Source organism: Brevibacterium antiquum CNRZ 918 (genome assembly GCF_900169145.1).
GTDB lineage: Bacteria > Actinomycetota > Actinomycetes > Actinomycetales > Brevibacteriaceae > Brevibacterium > Brevibacterium koreense.
This window is the reverse complement of sequence record NZ_FXZD01000002.1, coordinates 390321-416090: the sequence shown is the minus strand read 5'-3', so window position 1 is coordinate 416090 and position 25770 is coordinate 390321. Positions and strand designations below refer to the sequence as shown.

Here is a 25770-nt window from a genome sequence, read left to right as displayed (position 1 = left end):
TACGCAACATGTGCCGTTGAAGGCGAGGATGCCTTCGGAGAGGAGCCTGACATGGCTTCCATTCCCACCCAGGCCAGTGTCGTTGTCGTCGGTGCAGGCATCGTCGGCAACAGCCTCGTCCACCATCTGACCGAACTCGGCTGGAGGGACATCGTCCAGGTCGACAAGGGTCCGCTGCCCAACCCGGGCGGCTCGACCGGGCACGCCTCGAACTTCATCTTCCCGGTCGACCACTCCCGCGAGATCACCGACCTCACCCTCGACAGCGTGCGTCAGTACAAAGACCTGGGCGTCTTCACCCAGTCCGGTGGCTTCGAGGTCGCCCGCACCCAGGAGCGCATGCAGGAGCTGCGGCGCAGGATGGCCTCGGCGAAGGCCTGGGGCATCGAGTCCCACCTGGTCACCCCCGAAGAGGTCGTTGAGAAGGTCCCCTTCCTCGACCCTGACGTCATCGTCGGTGCCTTCTGGACACCAACTGTCGGCGTCGTCGACTCTGTCGGAGCGGGCACGATGATGCGCGAATCCGCACAGAGCACGGGTGGCCTCACGGTGTCAGCGAACACCGAGGTGACTGGCATCGACGTCGAGAACGGAGCGATCGCACGCGTCCACACGACCAAGGGTCCGATCGAGACCGATAAGATCCTCATCGCCTGCGGAGTCTGGAGCCCGCGCATAGCCGCCATGGCCGGCGCCGCGATCCCGCTGACGCCGGCGGTGCACCAGATGATCAGCGTCGGCCCGGTCCCGCAGCTGGCCGAGCAGACGGGTGAGATCTCCGTTCCCATCGTGCGCGACATGGACACCTTCTGCTACGAACGCCAGCACGGATCGGACATGGAGATCGGCTCCTATGCCCACCGTGCGATCCTCCACGAACCAGACGAGATCCCGTCGATCGAGGCCGCGAAGCTCTCTCCCACAGAGATGCCCTTCACCGACGACGATTTCGACCCCCAGCTCGAACAGGCCCTCGAACTCATGCCCGAGGTCCTGTCCAACCCCGACGTCGAGATCCGCTATGCGATCAATGGCCTGCTGTCCCTGACCCCGGACGGTGCCCCCATCCTCGGCGAGTCACCCGAGGTCAAAGGCCTGTGGTCGGCGGCAGCGGTGTGGGTGAAGGAAGGACCGGGCGTGGGCCGGGCCGTGGCCGAATGGATGACGAACGGCCTGCCCTCCATCGACGTGCAGGGCGCAGACATCGCCCGCTTCCACCCGCACCAGCGCACTCGCGAACACGTGAGGGCCCGCACCTCCGAGGCATTCATCAAGACCTACGGCATCGTCCACCCGGGCGAGCAGTGGAACTCCGACCGCAATGTCCGCCTCTCCCCCATGCATGAGCGCGAGAAGGAACTCGGAGCCGTCTTCTTCGAGGTCGCCGGCTGGGAACGCCCGCAATGGTACGAATCGAATGCGAAGCTGCTCGAGGAGTTCGGCGAGCGCGTCATGGACCGCAGCGCGGAATGGGACTCACGCTGGTGGTCACCGATCATCAATGCCGAACATCTGGCACTGCGCGAGCGCGCCGGGCTCGTAGACCTCTCAAGCTTCGTCATCTTCGATGTGTTCGGGCCTGCAGCCCTCGATGCCGTCCAGTCCATCGTGCTCGCCCAGATGGATGTGAGCATCGGCCGCGTGGTCTACACACCGGTCCTCGATGAGGCTGGCGGGTTCCGCTCGGACCTGACCATCATGCGCCTGGCTCACGACCGGTTCCGGGTCGTCACGGGTGCCGCCCACGGCATGGTCGACGTCAAATGGTTCGCCGATCGGCTTCCGGTCACCGGTGCCCAGATCGCCGACCTCACCTCCTCGTGGACGACGATCGGACTCTGGGGGCCACGGGCACGGGACATCCTCTCGCAGCTTACGAGCGCAGACGTCAGCCACGAAGGCTTCAAGTTCGGCACGGCGCGGACCATCGAAATCGGCTCGCTGACGGTCTTGGCCTCCCGCATCTCCTACGTCGGCGATCTGGGTTGGGAGCTCTACGTCCCCATGGAATCCGGGCTGAAGCTCTGGGATGTCCTCACCGAGGCCGGACGCGAGCACGGACTCGTACCTGTGGGGCTCGGCGTCTATGGCACGACTGGGCGCATCGAGAAGGGCTACCGCGCCTTCGGTGCCGAACTCGACTCCGAACGCAGCGTCATCGAGGTCAGTATGGCCCGGCCGAAGGTGAAGTCGCAGAACTTCGTCGGCCGCGATGCCCACCTGCGCCACCGCGAGGAGGACCCGAAAGCCGTCCTCTGCTCACTCACGGTCGACGATCATACGAGCGCCAGCGGCGAGAAGCGCTACATGCTCGGCGGGGAACCCATCCTGTCCCAGGACGGCGACCCGCTGGTCGATGGGCATGGGCACCACGCCTTCGTCACCTCGGCGGGGTCCGCTCCGAGCCTGGGACAGCACGTCCTGATGGCCTTCCTCCCTCCTGCCGAGGCGGTCCTGGGCAACCAGCTCACCGTCGTCTACATGGAGGAGTCCTACCCGGTGACGGTGGCCTCGATCGACGCCACCCCACTCTTCGACCCCAGCAACGAGAGCATCAGGAGGTAGGCGATGAATATCCTCGTCTGCATCAAGCGCATCCCCGACATCTCGGGCCAGATCACACTCAACGACTCCGGCACGGACATCGATGACTCGGGCCTGGGCCACACCACCTCGGCGCATGAGGAGTGCGCGGTGGAGCTGGCCATCCAGACCGCGGCGGCCACCGGCGGCAAGGTCACGGTGCTGACCCTGGGCCCCGCCGAGGCGGTCGAACAGCTGCGCGCGGCCGTGGCCGTGGGCGCCAACGACGGGATCCTCATCGAAGCCGAGGATCCCGGAGCCTTCGGACCCGAGGACATTGCCCAGGTCATCGGCGACGTCATTCGCGACCGCGCCGAGGAGGGGCAGAGCTTTGATCTCGTGCTGTTGGGCAATGATGCCGCCGACACCGGTGATTTCCAGGTCGGAATCCGCCTGGCCTACGACCTCGAATACCCCGTGCTGACAGGGATCCAGACGCTGAGTGCGACCGGTGGTTCTGGCGGTTCGGCGGCGATCGAGGCCCATGGGATCGGGCCGGCTGGGACAGAGGTCTTCTCCCTTGATCTGCCCGCCGTCATCGCCGTTCAGGAGGGCGGCGTCGACCCGCGCTATCCCTCGATCACCGGGCGGATGAAGGCGAAGAAGGCTCGCATCGCCGAATATGTGGCGCCGGAACCGGGTGCCGGAAGTCCGCGCATCGGCCTCGAGCTGCCACCGGAGACGGCGAGCGCGGTCACCATCCTCGGTGAGGGGCCCGATGCTGCCGGCGCCCTGGTTGATGTTCTGGAAGAGATCGGAGTGATCAGGTCATGACTCTCGTATACGTCGAAACCGATGAGAACGCTCAGGTGCAGCTGACCTCGGCCGAGGCGATCACCTTCGCCCGCACGAACGCGGACGTCCTCGCCGCAACCACCCCCACACAACTACCTGGCGGGGCCCCAGATACCTCGCGCGAGGTTGCTGGGCCGCCCTCAGGTAGTTCGGGGAGTGGTGGCTTGCGTGGAGGGGTGGAGGTTGCGGTCATCGGGACGCTCTCCGGCGACTGCGTCGATGAGTTGGCCCGCCTCGGGGTAGACACCATTCATCACCTTGAGCACCCTGACCTTGAGGCCTATTCGGCCGCTGCGTGGGCGCAGGCACTGGTCGACATTGCGCCGGAGACCGGGACCATGATGGCGTCGGGGACGCCGCGCGGAATGGAGCTCATGGCGCATGTGGCGGTGAGGACCGGGGAGCGGATGGCGGCCAATGTCGTGGCCGCCGATGACGGGGGTCTGCTGCGGCAGGTGCTCGGCGGGGCCGCGTTCGAACGCCTCCAGCTCGGCGGTGACCTGCAGGTTCTCACGATCGCCGGTCACGCCTGCAATCCGCAGGAGACGACACCGACAAGCCCTGAGATCGTCAGCTACTCACCAGCGGCCGCGGCCGAAGATCTGCGAACACGAGTCGTGCGCACCGAGGTTGAGACCGCCGATGACACCGACACCTCGGGCTTGACCCAGGCCCGCGCAGTTGTCGGTGCCGGCCGCGGGGTCGGTTCGGAGAACGGCTTCGGCGAGGTCCTCGAACTCGTCGACCACCTCGGCGGGGCACTGGGTGTCTCTCGTGTCGTCACGGGTCTGGGCTGGCGGCCGCATGCGGAGCAGGTCGGTCAGACCGGCAGTCGGATCACGCCCGATGTCTACATCGCGTGCGGAATCTCCGGCGCGGTCCAGCACATGGCCGGCGTCGAGGGCGCGAAGACGATCATCGCGATCAACACCGATGAGGAGTCGACAATGGTCCAGCGCGCCGACTACGCGATCATCGGCGACCTCCACGAGGTTGTGGGTGCGGTCAACGAGGAGATCATGAACCGTCGAGGTTGATCCCGCTCACAGGCCCAATTCGGCGATCACCGCGTCGGTGTCGGAACCGATGGCCGGAGCCCGCCGAGGCTGGTCTGCACTGTCCGTGCCAGCTGAGGTGGGTGCGCCATCAGCTGAGGTGGGCGCGGTTGCCTGGCCGAACCTCGGTGCCGGTGTGGGCTGATCGATTCCGGCTTCGTCGGTGCAGAAGAGGCCGCGGTGTAAGTTGTGGGGATCGGTCTTCGAGTTCGGCCAAGGTGCGTGAGGCGAGCGCCTCGGCAAAGACTCGTCGCATGATGGACCAGTGCCTCGGCTGCCAATGATCGATCTCGCTCAGCGGTTCGGGCAGTTGGTCCTCGATGCCGAGGGTGCCCAGGAAATCGGCGAAGACTGCCGGTTCGATGCAGGCAACGGACACGTACCTGTCATCGGCGGTGGGATAGACGTCGTAGAACGGTGTTCCGGAATCCAAGAGGTTGCGCCCGCGTGCGTCGTGGCGCCACATTCCCATCGCGGAGAAGCCGTGCATCATCGAATACAGATGGTTCGCGCCGTCGATCATGGCGGTGTCGACTACAGTGTCGATGCCGGTGGTGCGGGCGCTGGTGAGGACGCCGACGACGCCGACGACGAGGAGCATGTCGCCACCGCCGAAGTCGTCGATGAGGTTCGCGGGGAACTGTGGCGGTCCTTCGGGGCGAGCGAGCTGGTTGAGCAGTCCCGTTGAGGCGATATAGCCCAGGTCGTGGCCGGCCCTCTGCGCCTTCGGCCCGTCTTGGCCATAGCCGGTGATGCGGCCGTAGACGAGTGCCGGATTGAGCGCGTGGAGATCGTCCGCCCGAGGCCCAACCGTTCCGCAGCGCCTGGGCGAAAGCCTTCGATGACGATGTCGGACTTCGCAGCCAAGGAGCGGGCGAGTTCGATGCCGGCCTCGGACTTGAAGTCTGCGGTGACCGAGCTTTTGCCCCGGTCGAGGACGGGGTTCATCGGCTGACCTGCAACTGCGGGCGGATCGAGGCGAATCACCTCGGCGCCCATATCTGCCAACATCATTGTGGCGAAGGGACCGGGGCCGATTCCGCCGAGGTCGAGAACGCGCACGCTTTTGAGCACTGCCATGATTTCCCTTCGTCGACCAGTCCTGTTTAACTATAGAACGATCGATCAGTTCCGCTCAGGAAACAGGACCGCTCGTGAGCATGAGGGATCCCGGCGATCAGGGCCGCCCTGCCGTCCTGGTAACGTCCCAGAGTCGGAGATGGAGAGTCTCCGAAGCAGTTGAGTCGAAAGGTTGTCCGTGAAGACATTCGAGTATTCCCCAGAGGTGCGTTGGTCCGATCAGGACATGCTTGGCCACGTGAACAACGCGCGCATGATCACCCTCATCGAGGAGTGCCGCATCAGGTGGCTCCATGAAACCGAAGCGGGCAGCCTGACCGGCGGGGGCATGCTCGTCGCCAACCAGTCGATCGACTACCTGCTCCCCGTCATGTACGGCCCCGAGCTCACAATGACGGTGACCGTCAAGCGGATCGGCAGCTCCTCGTTCACTGTCCACACGCGTGGTGACCAGAGCGGCCAGAAGGTGTTCAACTCCGACGTCATCCTCGTCCACATCGACCGGGAAACCGGCCGACCAACACCGATCACCGAGGACATTCGCAGCGTTCTCGAGGGATACCTCGCCGAGGCCGGCTGAGGCCCTCCGCATAGCCTGAAGGCATGAAACTCGACGCGATCTCCATCATCACCGCCAACATGCCCGCAGCCGTGCAGTTCTACTCGGCGTTCGGTCTCGAACTCAACGACGGCGGCCGCGATGCCGCGCACACGGAGTTCTCTTCCGGCACCCTGCGCATCCTCCTCGATTCGGAGCAGGTCATGCTCAGCATCGACCCCGAGTGGACGTGGCCCACCGGTGGCCACAAGATGTCCTTGGCCTTCGACTGCTCCACCGCCGAGGCTGTAGATGCGACATTTGCCCGGCTCACCTCCGCTGGCGCAGAGTCCGCCCCGGTCGCGAGCGTCGTCCACGAACCGTGGGATGCGTTCTGGGGTCAGCGCTACGCCGTGGTCTCCGACCCCGATGGCAACAAGGTCGACCTCTTCGCCTCTCTCTGAGCACGCGGCACATCCGCCGCCGCAACTGCCGGGGTGAGTACGCGAGATGTGCGGCCACTTCGTACATGGATGCTCGGCCTTCCTCAGTTTCGAGCGGTAAACTCGTGGGTGATCACCCCGGAGCGGGCAGTCCGTTCCGCTCTCAGACCAGCGGGTCATCCGCGCTCGATCTCGGCTCTCGCAGCCGATCGTCGCGCTCTGCTCTCGCAAGAGGACTGACCCTCGACTCCCCCAGGAAGGAACAATGGCAGCTGCATCCCCCTCACCGACGTCAGCACGTCGGCAGGCTCGGCATGTCACTGTCTTCCTCGACGTCGATGGAGTGCTCAACTCATACCCGGTGCCCAAGCTGCGCATCATGACCGAAGGGCGCAAGAAGCTGCAGGCCTGGCACTACGAACTGCACTACAGGCCTGCGGTCGTCGCGTTCTTCGACCGTCTCGTCGAAACCCACGATGTCGACGTAGTGTGGCTCTCCACCTGGTCCCAGCGGTGCAAGACGGAACTGGAGCCGAAGTTCGGTCTGCGCAATTCCTTCGAGGTCATTCAGATGCCCGATGAGTCCCACAACCGGTACGCCAACGATCCGCACCTGTGGTGGAAGGCCCGGGCCATGGAGGAGTGGCTCGCAGCGCCCGAGCATGGTCGGGCGGTCTGGATCGATGACGACCTCGCCGCACCTGCCACGCGGGACTACTTCGTCGAGCATTACTCGGCGAACAGACTCAAGCTCATTGCTCCTGAGTTCGCGCAGGGCCTGACGAAGGCGCACCTGAAGGAGATCAAGGATTTCGCCTACCCGAAAGAGGAATCATGACGCGTATCGGCCTGCTCGACTCCGGTCTCGGGCTGCTCGGGGCCGCCGATGCACTCTTCCATCTGGCTCCGCACGCGGATCTGATCCTGGCCATGGACCCGGATTTCACCCCCTACGGCAGCCTCAGCCCTGAAGCGCTCGAGGCCAGGGCACTGAACTCGGCAGCGGTGCTCGCCGCATGGGAGCCCGATGCGATCGTCATCGCCTGCAACACCGCATCGGTTCAGGCGCTGGAGACCGTACGCGCCCGCTACGAGCCCGACATCCCCGTCATCGGCACCGTGCCCGCGGTGAAGATGGCGGCCGGGACCGGGCAGGACTTCGCCATCTGGGCGACCCCGGCAACAACGGGCAGTGCCTATCAGCAGAACCTCATCGACACCTTCGCCGCCGAGGTGGCAGTGTCGCCAGTGGCATGCCCGGGCCTCGCCGAGGCGATCAATGAGGCTGACATCGCCATGATCGATTCCGCGATCGACGCGGCCCTGGACCAGATGGATCCCGGCATGGAGACGATCGTGCTCGGATGCACCCACTACGGCCTGGTCGCCGAGCGGATCATGGCCGCCAGGGCCGGCGCGATCACACTCTTCGACTCCCCCATTCCGGTGGCGAAGCAGACTCTGCGCAGAATCGGCATCGATGCCCACGGGGTCGGCCCTGGCCAGCCCGACACGGGGGAGGTCATCGCCACGTATGCCTCCGGTCGGCTCGTGCGACTGCCACGGTCACTGAATGCCTATCCGGCCGGGAAGCGCCTGCTGGCACGAGAGTCCTCGGCGGCTCCCCTCACCGAGATCTGAACGGATCCAGCCAATCGGCTCAGCATTGTAACCAAGACGGGTCAACATTTCCAATCCGGTGCTAGCGTGGATAGGAGAGCCAATCGTCAAAGGAGGCGGTCCCGATGTTCTTGCTGTATATAGTCCTCGGCCTGGTTGTACTGGGTCTGATCACGCTTGGCAATAGCCTGAAGGTCATCAAACAGTACGAGCGCGGGGTCGTCTTCCGTCTGGGACGAGTCACGAACGACCACAAGAATCCAGGTATGACGGCGATCGTGCCGTTCGTCGACAAGCTGGAGAAGGTCAATCTGCAGATCATCACCATGCCGATCCCCGCTCAGGACGGGATCACCCGCGACAATGTCACCGTCCGAGTCGATGCCGTCATCTATTACAAGGTTGTCGATCCCCGCCGTGCGATCGTCGATGTCGAGAACTATCACCTGGCCGTGAGTCAGGTGGCACAGACATCATTGCGGTCGATCATCGGTCAGAGCGAACTCGATGACCTGCTGACGAATCGAGAACAACTCAACCAGGGTCTGGCGATCATGATCGACAGTCCTGCGGTCGACTGGGGCGTCCACATCGACCGTGTCGAAATCAAGGACGTCGCGCTGCCCGAGTCGATGAAGCGCTCGATGTCGCGCCAGGCCGAAGCCGAACGTGAGCGTCGTTCACGCGTGATCATCGCCGACGGTGAGTTCCAGGCCTCCAACAAGCTCGCACAGGCAGCCGAGATAATGGCGGACACGCCCGCAGCTCTGCAGCTACGCCTGCTTCAGACGATCGTCGAAGTCTCCGCCGAGAAGAATTCGACCCTGGTCCTGCCCTTCCCCGTCGAGCTCCTGCGATTCTTGGAGGGGAACACTCCGACGGCTGCGACGACCTCAGCCGAGGACGTCCCCGCGGGGACGTCTGGCAACGACAGCACCGCCTCGGCGGCGAACGCCTCGTTGAGCTCCACTTTCGGAGCCAAGGACACCGAAGCCTCGCTGGAGGATCTCAACGGAATCGTCCGGGCACTCTCCAATTCGATGAGGCTGAACGAGACGATGAACCTACCCGCATCGATCAAGCTTCCAGGCAGTGAGAGCAGCGCTGCAGTCTCGGCGAACATAGCTGGGAACGACGAAAAGGCGCCTGCATAGTCTGATGCGCTCAGCGAGCTTCCATACCGAGTGACTACGCTTGAGGCATGGACCTGAAACGCACCAGCAGAACAGTCATCGTCAACGGCGTCATCGCCTTTCTCGTGGGTGTCCTCATGATGGTCTGGCCCGGTGCCAGCGCCGAGGTGGTTGTGCGAATCTTCGCCGCCTGGCTGGCCGTCATCGCCGTTTCCTCCTTCGTCCTCGCCCCGAAGGGCGGACGAACTGGGAGCTTGGTGGCCCGTTCTGTCCTGCTGATCCTCCTCGGCGCGCTCATCTTCTTCTCCCCCCTGTTCTTCGCGGCCTTCGTCACCGTACTGACCGGGTTCGCGGTCATCTTCTTCAGCTTCCTCGCCGTCACCGCCTCACTATTCATTCGCAGCATGGGTGTGCGGATGTGGTGGGCACTGACACTCATCGGAGTGATCGGCATCATTCTCGGCGCCTTCTTCCTCTTCGCCCCAGAGGCCGGCGTCACAGCGCTCATCTTCACGCTCGCGACCTTCATCGTCGTCGTCGGCATCGCCCTGGTCGCTCTCGGCAGGCGTCTGCACAAGACCGCTCAGAACCTGCAGCATGACCCGAACCGCCGGCCACCGGAGGACGGCGGCGGCGACATCATCAGCGGCGAAGTCATCGAATAGGGTTCGGCCACCTCGGCCCCCAGAAATTTCGCCGAGCGGACCACTTAGCACCGAAGGGACCAGTTGCACTGAGCTCCCTCGACGCCAAGTGGTCCGTTCGGCGTTCAGCAGGCATTCGGCAGGCCCCGACGCTGAATGGCCCGGTCCCATCTTGAAGATCGGTCCCGGCATCGGTGCAGTAGCTGCTCAGTCCCCAATGTGCCCCCTGGTTCGACATTCGCCGCATCGAACGCTTTCCGACCGGGCGATGAAGAAGCTCGAAGCCCAGCCCCTAGGCTTCAACGGTGATGCCAAGCTGAAGAGTCACGACCAGGGGCACGTGCCCGTGTGTGATGTGCGTGCCCGCGTGTCTGCGTGTCTGCGTGTCTGCGTGTCTGCGTGTCTGCGTGTCTGCGTGTCTGCGTGTCCATCATCACAGTCCGAGATCTGCCCAGCGGACATGACGGCTGAGCCGGCGGTAACTGGCCAGGGCATACCATCTGACCTGGAACTTCAGGTGAACCCCGAGTGCACTTTCGCGAGTATGCATCCACTGTTCCTCGGGCGCGAGAAGTTTGTTCACCGTCCGTTCACCTTCTGCTTAACCTTGCGGACATCCTGGATGCGAATCATGGGTCATAGCTGGAAACACACCCCATGATTCTCGCAAGGAGACACGCATGACCCAGGTCTTGGCCCCGGAGACTTTCACTCCGACGCCTGCAGTCGGCCGCAGCAATGATCGCCGCTGGAACCTGGCCTTTGGCCTGCTCCTCGCGATCAGTCTCATCGCCTTCACCCTGTGGTCATTCGGCTATGTCGGCCAGGACGCACCCCGCATGGTGCTCATCACAACGGTCATCTTCGGCGCATTCATGGCCTTCAACATCGGCGGCAACGATGTGGCAAACGCCTTCGGCACCTCGGTGGGCGCTGGCACCCTGACAATGAAGCAGGCACTCCTCGTCGCAGCCGTCTTCGAGGTCAGCGGCGCGCTGCTGGCCGGCGGTGAGGTCACCGACACCGTCAAGAGCGGAATCGTCGATCTCGGCGCTGCCGCTCTTGACCCGATGGAGTTCGCCTACATCATGATGGCGGCCCTGCTCGGTGGAGCAGTGTGGCTGCTGATCGCCACCCGCATGGGATGGCCGGTCTCGACCACACACTCGATCATCGGTGGCATCATCGGTGCTTCACTGGCCACTGGCTTCGTCACCGGCACAGGCGGATTCGCCATGGTGCAGTGGTCAGAGGTCGGCATGATCGCGATTTCCTGGGTCCTCTCCCCAGCACTCGGCGCACTCGTCGCCTTCCTCATCTACGGCGCGATCAAGAAGCATGTCCTCGGCAATGGACTGTCGCAGACTCTCAAACCGCACATGCTTGCCCGGACCAGCGGCGAAGGCAACGCTGCAGAGACCGAGATGGACCTCGAGCGCGATGCCGCGACGTCGACCGACTCAACGGTCGGCTCGCACTCCACACTGCAGCGCTGGGTTCCCCTCATCGCAGCCGGCGGTGCCGTCATCATCACCGGGATGCTCCTGTTCAAGGGCCTGAAGAACCTCGACATGAGTGTCAGCACCGTCGGCGGAATCCTCATCATGGCGATGATCGGCCTCGCCGTCTGGATGGCAGTGTTCGTCTTCGCCAAGACCCTGCGCAAGCAGACCGTGCCCCGCGCGACCTACATTCTCTTCTCCTGGATGCAGGTGTTCACGGCCTCCGCGTTCGCCTTCAGTCACGGATCCAACGACATCGCGAACGCGATCGGACCTTTCGCAGCCGTCCTCGACGTACTCAAGACAGGCAGCATCAGCTCTGAGGCAACAGTTCCCCTAGCCGCCATGCTCACCTGCGGAATCGCCCTCATCGCCGGCCTGTGGTTCATCGGTCGCAAGGTCATCACCACAGTCGGGACCAAGCTCACCGAGATCCACCCGGCCTCGGGCTTCGCCGCCGAGCTCGCCGCAGCAGCCGTCGTGATGGCAGCTTCGATCAGCGGACTGCCCGTCTCCTCCACCCACATCCTCATCGGTGCGATCATCGGCGTGGGCCTGGTCAACCGGTCGGCGAACTGGAAGCTGATGAAGCCGATCGCCATGGCCTGGATCATCACCCTGCCCGCCGCCGCAAGCATCGGCGCCATCAGCGTGCTCGCGCTGCGCACGTTCTTCGGCTGACTCGCCGCATTCAATCGAGGGATTGAGATTCGTCCCGGCCGCGGACCCATACACGGAGCCGGCCGGAGCGACTCGCCTGTCACACTTCCGAATAGATCGTTGGCTCAGTCCCCGACAAGCTGTCTATAAAAACGCTGATTTTCGCACCTTCCCTTCGCTTTGCGGAACTGACGCCAAAGCAATAACCGCCAATTGAACTAACGAAAGCTGGCCTCAAACTCACCGCCTTGAACCTTCTCATCATCGTGATGCAAACTGTACATCAGACGCAGTTCGTCGATTGGTTATTAAGCTCGCTGGGGAGGATTATTGAATTACGTTGCGGATAGTCCCAGCAGCAGACGACACCTGCATTCCAGCGTCGAATCCTTCCTGTCCCATCATGGATTGCTCATACCGCAGGTCAAAGCGATGTCAGTCGACATTAAGCATCGACCAGACCTGGAACTTCGGCTACCTCGTCTGGTCGCGTATGCACTCCACCAGGAGAAGCTCTATCCCACTCTGCGGGCCGCCGAATCACTGGGAAACAGCAGAGTGCAAAAGGTACTGTTACGCGGCATTACACTTTTTGCACGAGAAGCCCCTTGGGCAGACCAGGTCGACTTCGTAGTCAATAGGCTGCTCCCACTCAGTGAATCCTCGTCGCGACAGACTGAAACTCTCATCTCGGCATCCAAAATCTTAAAATCTGACAGCGAACGCTCCCCTGCGCGAAAGCGCATAGTCCAAAGAGCCAGACTCACCAAGAAGTCTCGCCCATATCAGCTCGCCGTCTTAAGGGACATCGGCTGGCTGGACACCGCAGAATGGCTCAACGGCCAACCATACGCGGCGTCAACTCACGCCAGCCGCCCAAGCTACTCCCCCAGCGAGATAAAGGCTCTCAACCTTCCGAAAATTGACGGAGATTCCGCTAGTCGCAAGAAGCGAAAGAGGCCACCCCAGAACAAGCTCAGCAGTAGCCCAGCTCCCACCAACAGGCAGCAAATTCCCGAACCCACCGCCAACGAAACTACTCTTCCTCCGCTCAGAGCACGATCTCTAGGAGGGGCACTGGTCGTATTCGATACGAATATCTTCGACAACCTCAAGAGACGCCTAGAAATCTCCAACTGGCGCGTCATCTCCGCCGACACCTACTTCCTCGCCGAGGCTCTCAGCGTCCACCAGAGGTGGGTGGTTAGATTTTCTGGAAGTATTCGTATCAGTTCAGGAACCGTGATCGATCAGCTAGAAGTTCGAGTGCAGCCGAAAGGGCTGGTGGTAGACCTCTGGAACAAATCAGCCGAGGTCGATCGGGTGAATTTCCAAAGATCGTTGCTTCGGAGCAAAATCGAAATCCCAACCGACACCAAACAAGGAATCGGTCTGATACTTCTTTACATATTCAACAAGAATCGCAAGCTTAAGAAGTCAATCCTGGCTGACGATGTAGCAGTTGCCCATCAGTTCTCAGCAGAACTCTTCCAAATCTCATCGGTTTATCGTGTCAAAACCCCCAGCTCGCTCGCAGATATAGGAGTTCACTCGAAGGTGTCCGAAAACTCGGACCGCCTGGGTTCAGAACGGCACGACGTGCGCGGCCACAACAGACGAGTGGGCGGCGTAGATTATCGAGTGCGCGCCCATCGGAGAGGGCGTTGAAACTCGAAAGTAACCCTTGCCCTTAGTCCGGTTCTCACGTTCTCGAGGAGCCGCCTTCGTCAGCTGAGTTCCACGAGGCTCGCGTCGATCACACCGCCACCCCTTTCGCCAACTGCTCCATCTGATCGATGACCAGTTTGATTGCTTCTTTTCTGCGATCCGGTGGATATTTGTGCCTGATGAGCAACAGTTTGACCGAAGTCCGCAATTTGGCGCGAACATCGTCGCGCACAGTCCAGTCGGTCTTTACGTCACGTTGCATGATGAGCACCAACTCTCGAGCGATTTTTGCCAAGGTATCGGGCCCCTGGGCCTGGACCGCCGACTCGTTCTCAGCCACGGCGTCGTAGAAGGCGAGCTCTTTCCAATCCAGAGGAGGCTCGAACTGCTGACCTCGATTGCCTTCCTCCGCGACCTCGCGGGCCAGCTCGACGAGCTCGGCAATGACCTCGGCCGATGTCAGCTGCTGATTGGTGTAGCGATTCATCAGCTCACGGATCCGCTCGGCAAATGCTTTCTGCCTGACCAAGTTGTTCTTCGTCAGCTGGGTCGCCTGGTCCGTGAGTACATCTCTGAGCGCCTCGATCGCCAAATGAGGAGTTGGGGACTGCTGTGCCTGTTCCGTGAGGTCCGGAGTCAGTTCCAGCAAGGACGGTTTCGGCAAACCCGCAGCCTCATAGATATCGACAATTTCGCCCGCATGGGTCGAATCCTCCAACAGTCCCGCAAGCATCCGCTCGACGTCCTCGGAGACCGGGCGGCCCTCGGCCTGCCGTTCCTGGGCGTCGAATTTGGCCATCCAGACGCGCACTTCTTCATAGAACTGCGCATCGGCCCGTCTACCCTTCAAGGTTTCGGCACCGCGGGCCAACGCCCACGCGCGTGCCAGACTTCCGGACAACCGGCGATAGGACTCGGCCAGACTGGCTGGCTCAGCCTCATGCGCAGCTGGCTGATTGCCCACCGGGCCGGGCTCGTCGGACGCCTGCTCGCCCAGATCTCGGGGCACCTGCGGCAGCTTCACACCATCGTGGGCGGGTGCGCGCAGATAGTTGGTCAGCCCCAGTGCGGCCTTGATATGGCTGCCGGGCTTACCGTCGAGTTTCGCTCGCCAGTCGTAACCGGCGCAGAACACGTCGAGGGCATCTAGGAATTCTCCGACGACTCTCACCGCGTCATCGATGTTGCGCCCCAGCGGCTCGGTTTCCTGGTCACGAACGGTGTATTCGGCCAACGCATTGCGCAGGTTCTCCGCGATCGGAGCGTAGGCGACCATGAGTCCGTCGGCTTTGCCCCGATAGGTCCGGTTGACTCGTGCCAGAGTCTGCATGAGCAAAGCGTTCTTCAACGGCCTGTCCAGGTACAGAGTGTGCAGCTGCGGAGCGTCGAAACCGGTGAGCATCATGTCTTTGACGATGACGAGTTCGAGTTCGTCATCGACGTCCTTGATGCGCTTCTGGATCGTCTTGTTCTGCGCCTGTCTGCGCCGATGTTTGGCGATCAGGCCGGAGTCTGCCGAACTCGAGGAGTAGACGACCTTGAGCTTCCCCTTGTCGACATCGTCGCTGTGCCACTCCGGACGGAGGGCGATGATCTCTTCGTAGAGACGCGCACAGATCTCACGGGTCGCGCAGACAATCATTGCTTTGCCGGGAGACGCGATAAATGATCGCATCGACTCCGATCGCTGTTCCCAATGCTCGACGATGTCGGCGGCCAGCAGCCGGAGCCGTTCGTGATTGCCATAGACCGAGTTGATCACAGCGACGGATTGTTCCACACGCGTGCGCTCAACGTCGTCGAGACCAGCGGTGGCTTCGTCTGCCGATGAGTTGAGGTCCTCTTCAGACACCTCCTGGCCGAGGTTCATTTCGATCAGTCGCGGCTCATAGACGACGGGCACAGTGGCCCCGTCGCTGACAGCCCGTGACAGATCGTAGGTGTCGATGACGTCGCCGAACACTTCTTGCGTGTTCCGGTCGGAGAACGAGATCGGGGTTCCGGTGAAGGCAATGAACGAAGCTCTGGGCAATGCGTCTCGGATGTGCCGGGCAAAGCCATCGAGTTCGTCATAGTGCGATCGATGCGCCTCGTCGACGATGACGATGATGTTGCGCCGATTGCTCAGCTCGGGATGGTCGACGCCGTCTGCACGTTCTTCCGAGGTACGCCCGAACTTCTGCAGGGTGCTGAAGTAGATTCCGCCCGTCGTCTTATGTGTGAGCGAATCACGCAGCTCCTGCCTGGAACCGATCTTGACCGGGTTCTCCGCCAGAAGCTGTGAGCGGTCGAAGGTCTCGAACAGTTGAGAATCGAGTTCGGTTCTGTCCGTGACAACGACGATCGTCGGGTTCTTCAGTTCGGGGCGAATCGCGACGAGGTGCGCGTACAGCTCCATTTCCATGGATTTGCCGGACCCTTGAGTGTGCCAGACGACTCCGGCTCGACCGTCGCTGCGCACCGCGTCGACGGTCGTGCCCACGGCTTTGGTGACGGCGAAGTACTGGTGTGGCTTGGCGACTCGTTTGGCCAGTCCATCTGCGCCTTCGTCGAAGGCCACGAAATTGCGCACGATCTGCCCGAACCGCTCGGGATTGAACAGGCCATCGACGAGGACTTCGCTGCCCAGGCTCGCCCCTGTGTCCGTGCGGTCACGCCCCAGAGCGATCAATGCCCCGTCGTCATCGACGTTCCACGGGGAGAAGTGATTGAACGGGGTGAACGGGGTCCCGTACTTCGCATTGACTCCGTCACTGACAACGGTCAGCACACAACAGGTGAATGCATGTGGGAACTCGCGCAGATAGGTCTGCAGCTGTGAGTGTGCCTCCTTCTCGCCGATGTTCGCATCGCCGGCCCGTTTGATCTCCATGATCACCAGCGGGAACCCGTTGACGTAGAGCACGAGGTCGAATCTGCGTTCGATTTCGCGATTGCGGATCGTCACCTGGTTGACGGCGAGGTAGGTATTGTCTTCGGGGCGGTGGCTGAAGAGGCGAATCGTCGGGTTCTGTTCGGTGCCGTCCGCGTCGATGTAGGAGATCCCCCGATAACCGTTGGTCAAGTAATCGTGGAATCTGAAATTCTCGGCTACCGGGTCCGCCGAGGCGGCTGCCAGGATCTCTCCCAGTGCTTCGTCAAGGTAGCGCGGGGGCACACCCGGGTTGAGTGAGCGCAACGCCTGCGCCGCCCGAGATTTGAGAACGAGGCTGTCCCATTCCATGCGTCCATCAGCCTGTCCGGGAACGATATCCGGACCGGGCAGGTGTTCCCACCCGTGATCGCCGAGGCGGTCGATGATGTAGGTTTCCCACTCTGATTCCGTGATCATGGTGTCTCTTCCTCTCCGACGAGGCGGTAGCTCTGTTTGGGGCTGTTTCTGGACCCGGTACGTTCGACCTCTCCGCGATCGATCAGCGAATTCAGCCGTCTGTTCACGGTCTTTCTGGGCAAGCCGAGTCGTTCACTGATGTCGGCGGCTGTGTAGGCTCCGGAGGCGATCGCTTGTTTGGTCGCCTCCATCTCAACGTCTGTCCCGCTCCGACCCGGCAGTGGCCGCTCACTGGCACGTATTGCATCTGCCGTCTCTCCAACCTGGTCTCTCGCGGAGGCTTCGCTTCCGAATACTCCAGGCAGGATGCCCTCAGTGTCACTGGGAGGTTCGTCGAGTTCGTACCAGGCGTATCTTCGGCCTCCTCGCTTGCGTGCAACTCCTGCGCCGACGAGCTCTCGGAGGACTTCACGGGCCGTGATCGTCTCTATTCCCCAGGTTTTGAGCATGGTGGCGGTGGTTCGTCCTGTGTTCATCATCATGGCCAAAGCCAGATGGTGGGCATCCGACAGCTGGCCCAAACCCAATCGACCGATTCGTTGGATCGTTTCCGGGGACAGCAGTGCCGCTCTCTTGATGGTGACGGTGATGCTTCCGGGGCGTGCCTGGACTTCGGGCGGTGACATGCCTGCTCTGCGGAGCGAATCGATGACAGTGATCAATCCGGAACCCCGATTCTCGACCAATGTCTCACGAGTTCCCTCGATGGTGATGTCCGACATGAGCCTGGCCAAGAGTGCATTTCGGGATGTCGACATCGCCCGGCCGACGCGGATTGCTTCTTCGGTCACGTTGCCAAAAAGGCCGCCGGGGCTGCGGACCACCAGTCTGTCTGGATAGAGCTCGATGTGAACTTGAGTGCCGCGGGAGTCCGGGCTGTAGTCCCGGTGCAGGACAGCGTTGACGAAGATCTCTCGCAGAGCCTCGATCGGGTAGTCGAATCGATCTTCGCGGCCGATTCCGCGGATGATCGCTGCCTGGCTCATATGCTTGCGCATAGCGTCCATGGCGTCTTCTATGACGTGCGGCAATGGGCCGTCAAGGCTGAGGTTGTCGTAGAACCGTTCGCCGGAGGGTCCACGCGATCCGATCTCTTTGCCGGGTACTACGACGAAGGATATGAAGAGTTGGGGGAGGAACTGCTGCGGATAGGTGCCGAATGCCAAGAGTCCGGCCAGACTGATCGTTGGTGCGGTACCGGCTAGAGTCACCACTCCCAAGCGCTCGAGTGCGGCAAGCCGGTCGAGTCCCTTGAAGGCGCGAGGAGAGCGGTTCCGGGCATGGGCGAGGGCATTGCTGATCAGTTCCTGGTCCAGATCGTCAATGCTTGGGCCTCGAACTTGCTCTCTGTCGAATTGCGGTTGTTCCGTGTTGCTCAGCAGCTGGCTCACTTCATAGTGGTTGAGCCTGACGTCACCGTCTCCACTGCGGATATACGAGCCGCCGTAGACTCCTCGGCTCTTGACGTAACACGGCATCTCATTGGGGTCGAGGGGGTCGACCACCAGCCGGATGATCTCTCCACCGTCGAACTCCAGCACCTCGATGGCAGATCGGATCGCTGGTACTACCTTGTTCGAACAGGCATCGGCCAGAGCGTCCCGAACCCTGTCGACGTGAAAGTCGTGGACCGGGGAGAAACCGTCTGCCTCAGATAGGCCCAAGAGGAGGGTGCCACCACTGCCGTTGGCGAATGCACTGAGACTGTCGACAACGGTGCCGGGCAGTCCCCCAGCGGCTTCCTTGACCTCCACGTCCTCGGGCTCGACACCGATTCGGCGTAGCCGAGCGATCATCTCGACCAACGCGGGATCTGCCATGAATCCGCTCCTCGTTCAACCTACTTGGCCGTTACTGTATCAGCTACTTAGACAACTGGGACAAGCTACTCACCCCAGTTGTCCAAGTAGATGAAAAGGCGTAGATGAACTCCGCTCTCAAGGGTGAGCTACGGATCTCCACCTCAAGACTCAGACCACGTCGCTCACCACTTTCTCCGCGTCCTTCACTGTGATCTTGCCGGACATCAAGAGCGGGAGCAGCTCGTCGCGGGCGCGGGCGAGAGCTCGGGACTCTGCCCCCAGCTTGGCTGCCAAATCTGCCCGCCGCTGCACTTCATGGCTGAAGCTTTCGGCCACACTGCGGCCGGGCCAGCGGATGCTAGTATCTGACAAATCTTTCCAACTCGTTCGAGGCATCCTCGTGCCTTCTGAAGAAGATACTGCCGCCGCCACAGTTTCTTTACTTCCAACCGCGGCAAGAATCAAACCAGCCAGATCCGATTCCATTGCCCGGATCACCAAAACGTCAGTCGAGCACACACCACCGAACGGAGCCGAAACAACCTTATGAAAGTAAGGGCGCAGCTTCCCAAAGAGCACATCGCCTTCTTCGAACCTGGACTTGGCGCTCGTTATTTCGCTTGTGTTCCCGTGGCCTGTCACCCAAAAATGCTCGCGCGGGAGGTGTTCAAGTCCAAGATAGATTGCCTCACCGTCCACAACCTCGGGCTTAACCTGGTCACGGACGTTCTTGGCCAAGCCTCCAAGAGGCACAGGTTCGCCCTTCAGAGACAAGTATTCGAAGCGAATAAGATTATCCAACGTGGAAGATACACGTTCATTGGCGGCGATTTTGTCGTCGAGGGCGCCGAGGACATCAGATATCGCGCGCTGGTTTTCTAGGCTCGGGATTGAAATTGGCCATTCGCCCATCGTTGCAAGCCCGATCCTTGGCACTGTCGCACCTTGAATCTGTCGCTGCTGAATCAGATCTTGAAAATGCGGACTGAGATAATAGTAGAGTAAGAACCGAGGAACGATCCTTTCGCGATCAGGACGCAATAGGGCCATTCGCCGACCGAGGCACGCAGCAACGCCGCCCGGCATCAATGCAGCTTCGCCTAGGCGCGTCTCATATGAAAACAACAAATCGTCTTCTTGCGGGGTAACACGTCTGGTCCATTTCTTAAACTCTTCGTCGGATACATGATCGGATTGGCTCAGGTCGAGTCTTCCGGCATCGAGACTAGAGATATTCAGAAAATAAGGTCCTTCGTCGATGCGCTTCGGGGTTGCATGAGGCCCGTCGAACAGCTCACCGATGTCCCTAAACAAGAGATCTGACATTTCGCTCATCCCAGACGCTCCAACTGCTCGCGGACGACCTTCTCCAGCCGGGCCGATTCGTCGAAAGCCTCGAACAATTCGCCTTTGAGCCGCGCGATCTTCTCATCGATCGGTTCGAGGTCTTCGGCCACCGGAACAGCACCGACATACCGCCCAGGCGTCAGTGCGTATCCGGCCTCTTTGATCTCGGCCAACGGCACTGTGCGGCAGAATCCGGGAACGTCTTCGTACTCACGCCCGGCCGCCTCGGCGGAAGGAGAATCAATCCACGCGTGGAAGGTACCGGCGATCTTTTCGATGTCTTCATTGGACAAAGACCGCTCAGCCCGGGAAATCATGTGCCCCATGTCGCGGGCATCGATGAACAGCACTTCGCCGGCTCGGGCCCCCTTCTTCTTCGCGAAGAACCAGACACACACCGGAATACCCGTCGACCGGAACAACTGGGTCGGCAGTGCCAGCATGCACGACACCAGATCCGCCTCGACAATCTGGGCGCGAATGTCGCCCTCGCCACCGGTGTTCGACGACATCGACCCATTCGCCATGACCACGCCGGCCTTGCCCGAATCATTGAGCTTGGACAGGATGTGCTGAATCCACGCATAGTTCGCGTTCTTCTCCGGCGGCACGCCGAAAGTCCACCGGGGATCCTCCTCGCTGCGCGCCCAGACCTTGAGGTTGAACGGAGGATTCGCGAGGACGTAGTCCATCTGCGTGTCCGCGTGGATATCGCGGGCGAAGGTATCGCCCCACTTCTCTCCGAGGCCCTGGACCTCGATCCCGTTGATCGCGAGGTTCATCTTTGCCATCCGCCAGGTCTCCTCGATGGATTCCTGCCCATAGACGGCGATCTCGCGCGGATCGCCGTTGTTGTCCTCGATGAACTTCTCGGACTGGACGAACATGCCGCCCGAGCCACAGCACGGGTCATAGACTCGACCGCTGTAGGGTTCGAGGATCTCGACCATCGTGCGCACCACCGGTCGCGGGGTGAAGAACTCTCCACCGCGCTTACCCTCCGCCCGCGCGAACTCGCCGAGGAAGTACTCGTACACCTCACCCATGAGATCGCGAGCCTTGTGCTCGCCCTGTCGGGAGAAGCGCGTGCTGCTGAACAGGTCGACGAGCTCACCCAACCGACGCTGGTCGATATTGTCCTTGTTGTACAGTCGCGGCAGGGTTCCCCTGAGAGACGGATTGTCCCTCATCAGCTGGTCCATCGCCTCATCGATCAGTGCACCGATGGTTCTTCCGGCCTCGGCTCCCGACGGGGCCCGGCCCTTGGCATTCTCGGCCAGAAAGGTCCACCGTGCGGCTTCGGAGACGAGGAAGATGCCTTCACCGACGTAGGTGTCGGTGTCGAGCAGAAGCTCGGCAATGTCCTCCTCTTCAATCCCCTGGGCCTCATACTCGGCGCGAAGGATGGACTGCTCTTCTTCGAAGGCGTCCGAGACGTATTTGAGGAAGACGAGTCCGAGGATCACGTCTTTGTACTGATTGGCACTCAGCGAGCCTCTCAGCCGGTCTGCCGCCTTCCACAGGGTCGCTTTGAGTTCGTTCATCGTCGTCGGCTCAGCGACGGCGGTCTTCTTCGTTGCCATTTCACCTTCCATGTGATGTCTGCGGCTCAAGGCTGCTCTCCATCAGTTCCATCGTCCCGGATGCGACACCACTCAAGAGCGCATGTCCCAACTTCATCGCGGCACGTTCCTTCATCTGCAATTGTTGTCGATACTCGCTCAATCTCCGCATTGCGTCTTCTACCGCCTCCACCTGGTCGACCGGGACGCTCGGAACCTGCCAATTCGCATACTCCTTGAACCTCGCATCGTTGATGACTGCGGCCAAGGTGTGTGGACCGATACGAGCATCGTCGCCAAGCCTGAGGATCTTGTTCGGAGTGAACACAAGTGAACCTCCGCGGCCATCAACCCACGCCGTCGGCGGGTTCGAACAGCAGACGACGTCTCCCGGCAGGGTCCTTATGCTGCGGCGAAATGAGTTCTCGGCGACGAACGCGTCGACCCGGAAAACTTCGCCGCTCTTTCGGGCATCGACGACGGGTACCGTGCCGGAGGCCTCGGCCCACGCGCCGTCGATTCGGCTCCCGCTGTGTCGAGTGATCGTACCGCTTTCGATCATTGCTCCCAGCGACGTCGATCCCACCACCACCGAGGCGGGGCGATCGTTGACATAGATGTCGAAGAGGTCGGTCGCTTCGGCAGTTTCGATCGAGGCCGCACGCACATCATTGATGAAGTCATATCGATCGGATGCGAAGCTCACTGCCCGAGTACCAGGAGGCACGACTGCTTCGCCTCTGAGGATCGACCGAATGTCACGGGCTCTGACATAGCGAAAGGCGCGGGCAGGCAACTCGTTCGGTGCAGAACTTGTTGCGAGCACACCTGCGATATCAGCAGCAAGCTCGCCCGAGTCGATCTCTGTCTCGGTCAGATCGGCTACCCAGGGACGAGCAATACCGGCCTGCCCCTTGAGGATCCACAGTCCGCTATTCTGCCGTGGAGCATGCTTCCACAGCCCCCGGGGCAGTCGAAGGGCTCCCACCAACGGGCCATGATTGGCGGACCTGCTTCCGCGCAGTGACTCCGATCGATGACGTTCAGCAGTGCCTTCGAGCCGGTCGCACAGCAGATCAGCCGAACCGGCAATGATCGCATATTCGAAGGGTTCCAGATCAAGAACTACGTGATCGAGTTGTTCAAGAGCCGCGGTGCGTTCCCATCCATGGACGGAAGTCACAGTCACCTTCGGCTGATCGACATCGAGAGCGAGCCATCCTCGTAGGAGCGCTCGTCGGCGCAAGTCACGCAGCTGAGAGGAATCGGTTCTGCCATGCGAGTCCAAACCAGCCAAGTTTTGCGCAATGGCAAGAAGATCGAGGTCCTCACATGCGAGGACGAACCTTCCAGCACCGGGCGGTTCGACTCCACCGGTTGAGAGGTCGGCATGAGCGACCATTCCATCGACGACGGCGGCGACGATGTCAACCAATTCGCCACTGAATCCCCGGCGTTCCTGATTTCTCCCCAACTGCCCCGATTCCAATCGATCGAGAGCGTCTGGTGCACCATACGAAGCCGAATAGAGGTCGTCGACGAACTCCAGAGCAGCGGCGGGAAAGTTCCCATCAATCGCTTCGCTCAGCACTACGCCGTCGGCAGGATCAATGGACATCGCAATCTCAACTAATGTCGATTCGTCCAGATTGCTCAGGTCGTCTTCCGAGTTGTCCCTGAGGCACAGAAGAATCAGAGACTGGTCGAAAGTCACTCCAGCGGGGATTCCTGCAGCAGGCGCGTCCTCGGCGAATTCTGCGTTATTGCCGCGACCAGTGCTGCGCAGCCAGTCGACGACTTCTCGGGTCTCGAAGAGCTCTCGACCGCCCGGGTCGTACGAAGGCTGAGGAAAGGGAACATCGCGGCCTCTGACCTTGGTCCGCCTGCGCCACTGAGAAACGGCCGGTCGGGTGACTCCTGCCAAATCAGCAATATCTTGCATCGTCATCAATGTTTCGCCCATTGCGCCTCCCCTCCAGATTGTGCATCCATCGATAGCTCAATCATAGACAGGCCCCTAGACATATCTATCTCGCTTCACTGTTAAGCCCACTTAACAGTGTTTCCGTTGCGTAACTCCTTCGATCTGAATTGAACTGGGTCAGTAGCGAACGGCGAGCGTTCGTCCTTTCACTCTCCGACTCAGCAGAACGGTCATGATGAACTCAGATCCAGCACCTCATCCGTATCACCAGAGTGGGCCGCATCAGCCGGGCGGCCATGAACCCGAGCAGTTCCACAACACTTCGCTCTCTCCGTCGCCGGTGACTCCACCTCGAGCCCGGAAGCACATTTGGTTCGGGCTCGGAGGCATTGCAATTGGCTTCCTGCTCGGAGTGGGTCTCGTCGGAGGAGTCGTCGGCGTCAACTCACTTGCCGCCGCTAACGATCACGCGGCGAAGGCGGGCCTGATCGCGGACGCATACGAAACCTGCACACTCGATTCAGTCGACGGTGCCACTCTCAGCGCCGACAAGATGAGTATCGACGTCAGTGGGGCCGGCAAATACTTCGGCCCGGATATCACCGACGTGCACTGCCTCGGCGACGCCCTGGGAATGCCTGACTCCGTGAGTTCACGAATGGGACAGACTCGTGCGCTCGATGGGACACAGACTGCGGATTGGGACTCATTCACCGTTTCTTGGAACTACCACCCCGATGACGGACTCGGAGCGATCTTCGAATACGTTCCTGAGTCGTAGGCCTACAGAAACACACGCGAGCAGACCAGCGGCATGTCACGCAGGTGTATGAGTACGGTTCTACACCATCCACTCACCAACTAGGAGGAAACATGAGACACGATCAGCAGGAGCCGGGGAGCAGCCCCACTGACTCAACCGGCCACCGACAGTCTCGTTCGACGCCTGCGCCGCATGTGCAGCACCAGCCGATGCCGCCAGGAATGCAGCACGTCGGAACGTACCCGCCCAAATCTGATCAGGAATCGGAGAAGAGTTTCGTCCTGACTTGGCTGTTTGCGTGGTTCTTCGGTTTCTTCGGGGTTGACCGGTTCTATCTTGGAAAGGTTGGCACGGGCATCCTTAAGCTCATCACACTGGCGGGCTTCGGAATCTGGTGGCTCGTCGATGTCGTCGTTGTACTGGCGGGCAAAACCACGGACAAGACCCGACGTCCGCTATCGGGATACAGACAGCATCGGACCATGGCGTTCGCCGTGACCGCGGGTTTCCTCGTAGTAGGGATCATCGGAGGAAGCATCGCCGGCAGCAACGGTGCAGATGTCAGCACTCCACCAGTCGCAGAGGAACAGCCGGCCAACGATGCTCCACCAGAGGAAGAGCCTGCAGTTGAGGAAGCTGTGGCTGAAGAGTCAGCACCTGAGCCTATGGAGGAGAGCGTCGACGCCGCTTCGTGGGCCGACGACAAGTACGGAACGTTCGAGGAGATCAACGAGAGTGGTTCCGGCGATTCGATCATCTCGATTCCAGCCGAGGCGAGCGCTGGACTCGTCATTGCAAACAACACTGGCAGTGGCAACTTCGTCATCGATGTCCTCGACGAATCCAATCAGTCGACTGGGGACCTTTTGGTCAACGAGATCGGCTCGTATGAAGGAGCAACGGCATTCGGCATCAACGCCTTCAGCGAGGCCTCAACGCTGCAGGTGACTTCGGACGGGGATTGGACCATTGATATCGCTCCCATCTCTGCCGCACCTGAGCTCGAGTCGGCAGGCACAGGGGACAACGCGTTCCTCTATGCAGGCACAGCTGCTCAACTGAGAGCTACTCACGCCGGTGATTCCAACTTCGTCGTCCAGGAAGATGCCGACTCCTTCTCGATGGGCCTGCTCATCAATGAGATCGGAACGTATGAAGGAACCGTTCCACTGTCCGAAGGCCCGTCGCTAATCACCGTCAACGCGGACGGCGAATGGAGCCTGATCACCAAATAGGCGATCACTGACTTGGATGCGATCGTTGAGCACTCAGCGATCGCATCCAGTGCACTGTTCAGCCTTGGGCCCAACAGCCCGAGGC

The 25770-nt window shown here is 61.2% G+C and carries 18 protein-coding genes and 1 pseudogene; 13 read left to right on the top strand and 6 right to left on the bottom strand.

Going from position 1 to position 25770, the window contains the following annotated elements:
- Window positions 1–51 precede the first annotated feature (51 nt).
- From BANT918_RS04540 to BANT918_RS04530, 3 genes are read left to right on the top strand one after another with little or no spacing between them, the layout of a single operon-like run.
- Entirely contained in the window at window positions 52–2565 is a 2514-nt protein-coding gene (locus BANT918_RS04540) for a GcvT family protein (RefSeq protein ID WP_101619129.1), read from the top strand.
- Between the two features lie 3 nt (window positions 2566–2568).
- The gene (locus tag BANT918_RS04535; RefSeq protein WP_101619128.1) at window positions 2569–3357 is read left to right on the top strand and encodes an electron transfer flavoprotein subunit beta/FixA family protein; all 789 of its coding nucleotides are present in this window, start codon (window positions 2569–2571) and stop codon (window positions 3355–3357) included.
- Window positions 3354–4415: an electron transfer flavoprotein subunit alpha/FixB family protein gene (locus BANT918_RS04530; protein ID WP_101619127.1), complete on the top strand. Its 1062-nt coding sequence runs from the start codon at window positions 3354–3356 to the stop codon at window positions 4413–4415. Before BANT918_RS04535 ends, BANT918_RS04530 begins: the two co-directional genes overlap by 4 nt.
- A gap of 109 nt (window positions 4416–4524) precedes the next feature.
- Here the strand turns inward: BANT918_RS04530 and BANT918_RS17675 are convergent.
- Window positions 4525–5444: pseudogene (locus BANT918_RS17675) on the bottom strand (CoA transferase).
- A gap of 247 nt (window positions 5445–5691) precedes the next feature.
- Between BANT918_RS17675 and BANT918_RS04520 the strand changes: the two are divergent.
- The 8 genes from BANT918_RS04520 (at window position 5692) to BANT918_RS04485 (ending at window position 13721) form a co-directional block, all read left to right on the top strand.
- Entirely contained in the window at window positions 5692–6093 is a 402-nt protein-coding gene (locus tag BANT918_RS04520) for an acyl-CoA thioesterase (protein WP_101619126.1), read from the top strand.
- A gap of 23 nt (window positions 6094–6116) precedes the next feature.
- A complete protein-coding gene (locus tag BANT918_RS04515) occupies window positions 6117–6515 on the top strand; it encodes a VOC family protein (protein WP_101619125.1) in 399 nt (132 codons plus the stop codon).
- Between the two features lie 244 nt (window positions 6516–6759).
- Entirely contained in the window at window positions 6760–7332 is a 573-nt protein-coding gene (locus BANT918_RS04510; protein ID WP_101619124.1) for an HAD domain-containing protein, read from the top strand.
- Window positions 7329–8135: a glutamate racemase gene (locus BANT918_RS04505; protein ID WP_101619123.1), complete on the top strand. Its 807-nt coding sequence runs from the start codon at window positions 7329–7331 to the stop codon at window positions 8133–8135. Before BANT918_RS04510 ends, BANT918_RS04505 begins: the two co-directional genes overlap by 4 nt.
- 104 nt (window positions 8136–8239) lie before the next feature.
- On the top strand, window positions 8240–9268 hold the full coding sequence (locus BANT918_RS04500) for a slipin family protein (RefSeq protein WP_101619122.1): 1029 nt from the start codon (window positions 8240–8242) through the stop codon (window positions 9266–9268).
- Window positions 9269–9315: 47 nt separating this feature from the next.
- On the top strand, window positions 9316–9912 hold the full coding sequence (locus tag BANT918_RS04495; protein WP_009883466.1) for an HdeD family acid-resistance protein: 597 nt from the start codon (window positions 9316–9318) through the stop codon (window positions 9910–9912).
- 659 nt (window positions 9913–10571) lie between these two features.
- A complete protein-coding gene (locus tag BANT918_RS04490; protein ID WP_101619121.1) occupies window positions 10572–12074 on the top strand; it encodes an inorganic phosphate transporter in 1503 nt (500 codons plus the stop codon).
- A gap of 411 nt (window positions 12075–12485) precedes the next feature.
- Window positions 12486–13721 carry a hypothetical protein gene (locus tag BANT918_RS04485; RefSeq protein WP_101619120.1) on the top strand — a complete coding sequence of 412 codons (1236 nt, stop codon included), beginning with the start codon at window positions 12486–12488 and terminating at the stop codon, window positions 13719–13721.
- Between the two features lie 88 nt (window positions 13722–13809).
- Here the strand turns inward: BANT918_RS04485 and BANT918_RS04480 are convergent, their stop codons facing one another.
- The 5 genes from BANT918_RS04480 to BANT918_RS04460 all read right to left on the bottom strand — a co-directional run bounded on the left by BANT918_RS04480 (window position 13810) and on the right by BANT918_RS04460 (window position 23726).
- Entirely contained in the window at window positions 13810–17052 is a 3243-nt protein-coding gene (locus BANT918_RS04480; protein ID WP_101619119.1) for a type I restriction endonuclease subunit R, read from the bottom strand.
- Window positions 17049–18872, bottom strand: coding sequence for an ATP-binding protein (locus BANT918_RS04475; RefSeq protein ID WP_101619118.1), 1824 nt, complete (start codon window positions 18870–18872; stop codon window positions 17049–17051). The genes BANT918_RS04480 and BANT918_RS04475 overlap by 4 nt, the downstream gene beginning before the upstream one ends.
- Window positions 18873–19022: 150 nt before the next feature.
- On the bottom strand, window positions 19023–20189 hold the full coding sequence (locus BANT918_RS04470; protein ID WP_208618008.1) for a restriction endonuclease subunit S: 1167 nt from the start codon (window positions 20187–20189) through the stop codon (window positions 19023–19025).
- Window positions 20186–21784, bottom strand: coding sequence for a type I restriction-modification system subunit M (locus BANT918_RS04465; protein WP_101619116.1), 1599 nt, complete (start codon window positions 21782–21784; stop codon window positions 20186–20188). Before BANT918_RS04465 ends, BANT918_RS04470 begins: the two co-directional genes overlap by 4 nt.
- Before the next feature lies 1 nt (window position 21785).
- Complete coding sequence (locus BANT918_RS04460; RefSeq protein WP_101619115.1) at window positions 21786–23726, bottom strand: hypothetical protein; 1941 nt, start codon at window positions 23724–23726, stop codon at window positions 21786–21788.
- A 301-nt stretch (window positions 23727–24027) separates the two neighbouring features.
- Here BANT918_RS04460 and BANT918_RS04455 point away from each other — a divergent pair, with 301 nt between their 5' ends.
- Together BANT918_RS04455 and BANT918_RS04450 are read left to right on the top strand one after the other, a co-directional pair.
- Window positions 24028–24468 (top strand): hypothetical protein, encoded by a 441-nt coding sequence (locus BANT918_RS04455; protein WP_145998059.1) that lies wholly within the window; start codon window positions 24028–24030, stop codon window positions 24466–24468.
- A gap of 92 nt (window positions 24469–24560) precedes the next feature.
- Window positions 24561–25685 (top strand): TM2 domain-containing protein, encoded by a 1125-nt coding sequence (locus BANT918_RS04450; RefSeq protein WP_233430350.1) that lies wholly within the window; start codon window positions 24561–24563, stop codon window positions 25683–25685.
- The last annotated feature ends 85 nt before the right edge of the window (window positions 25686–25770 follow it).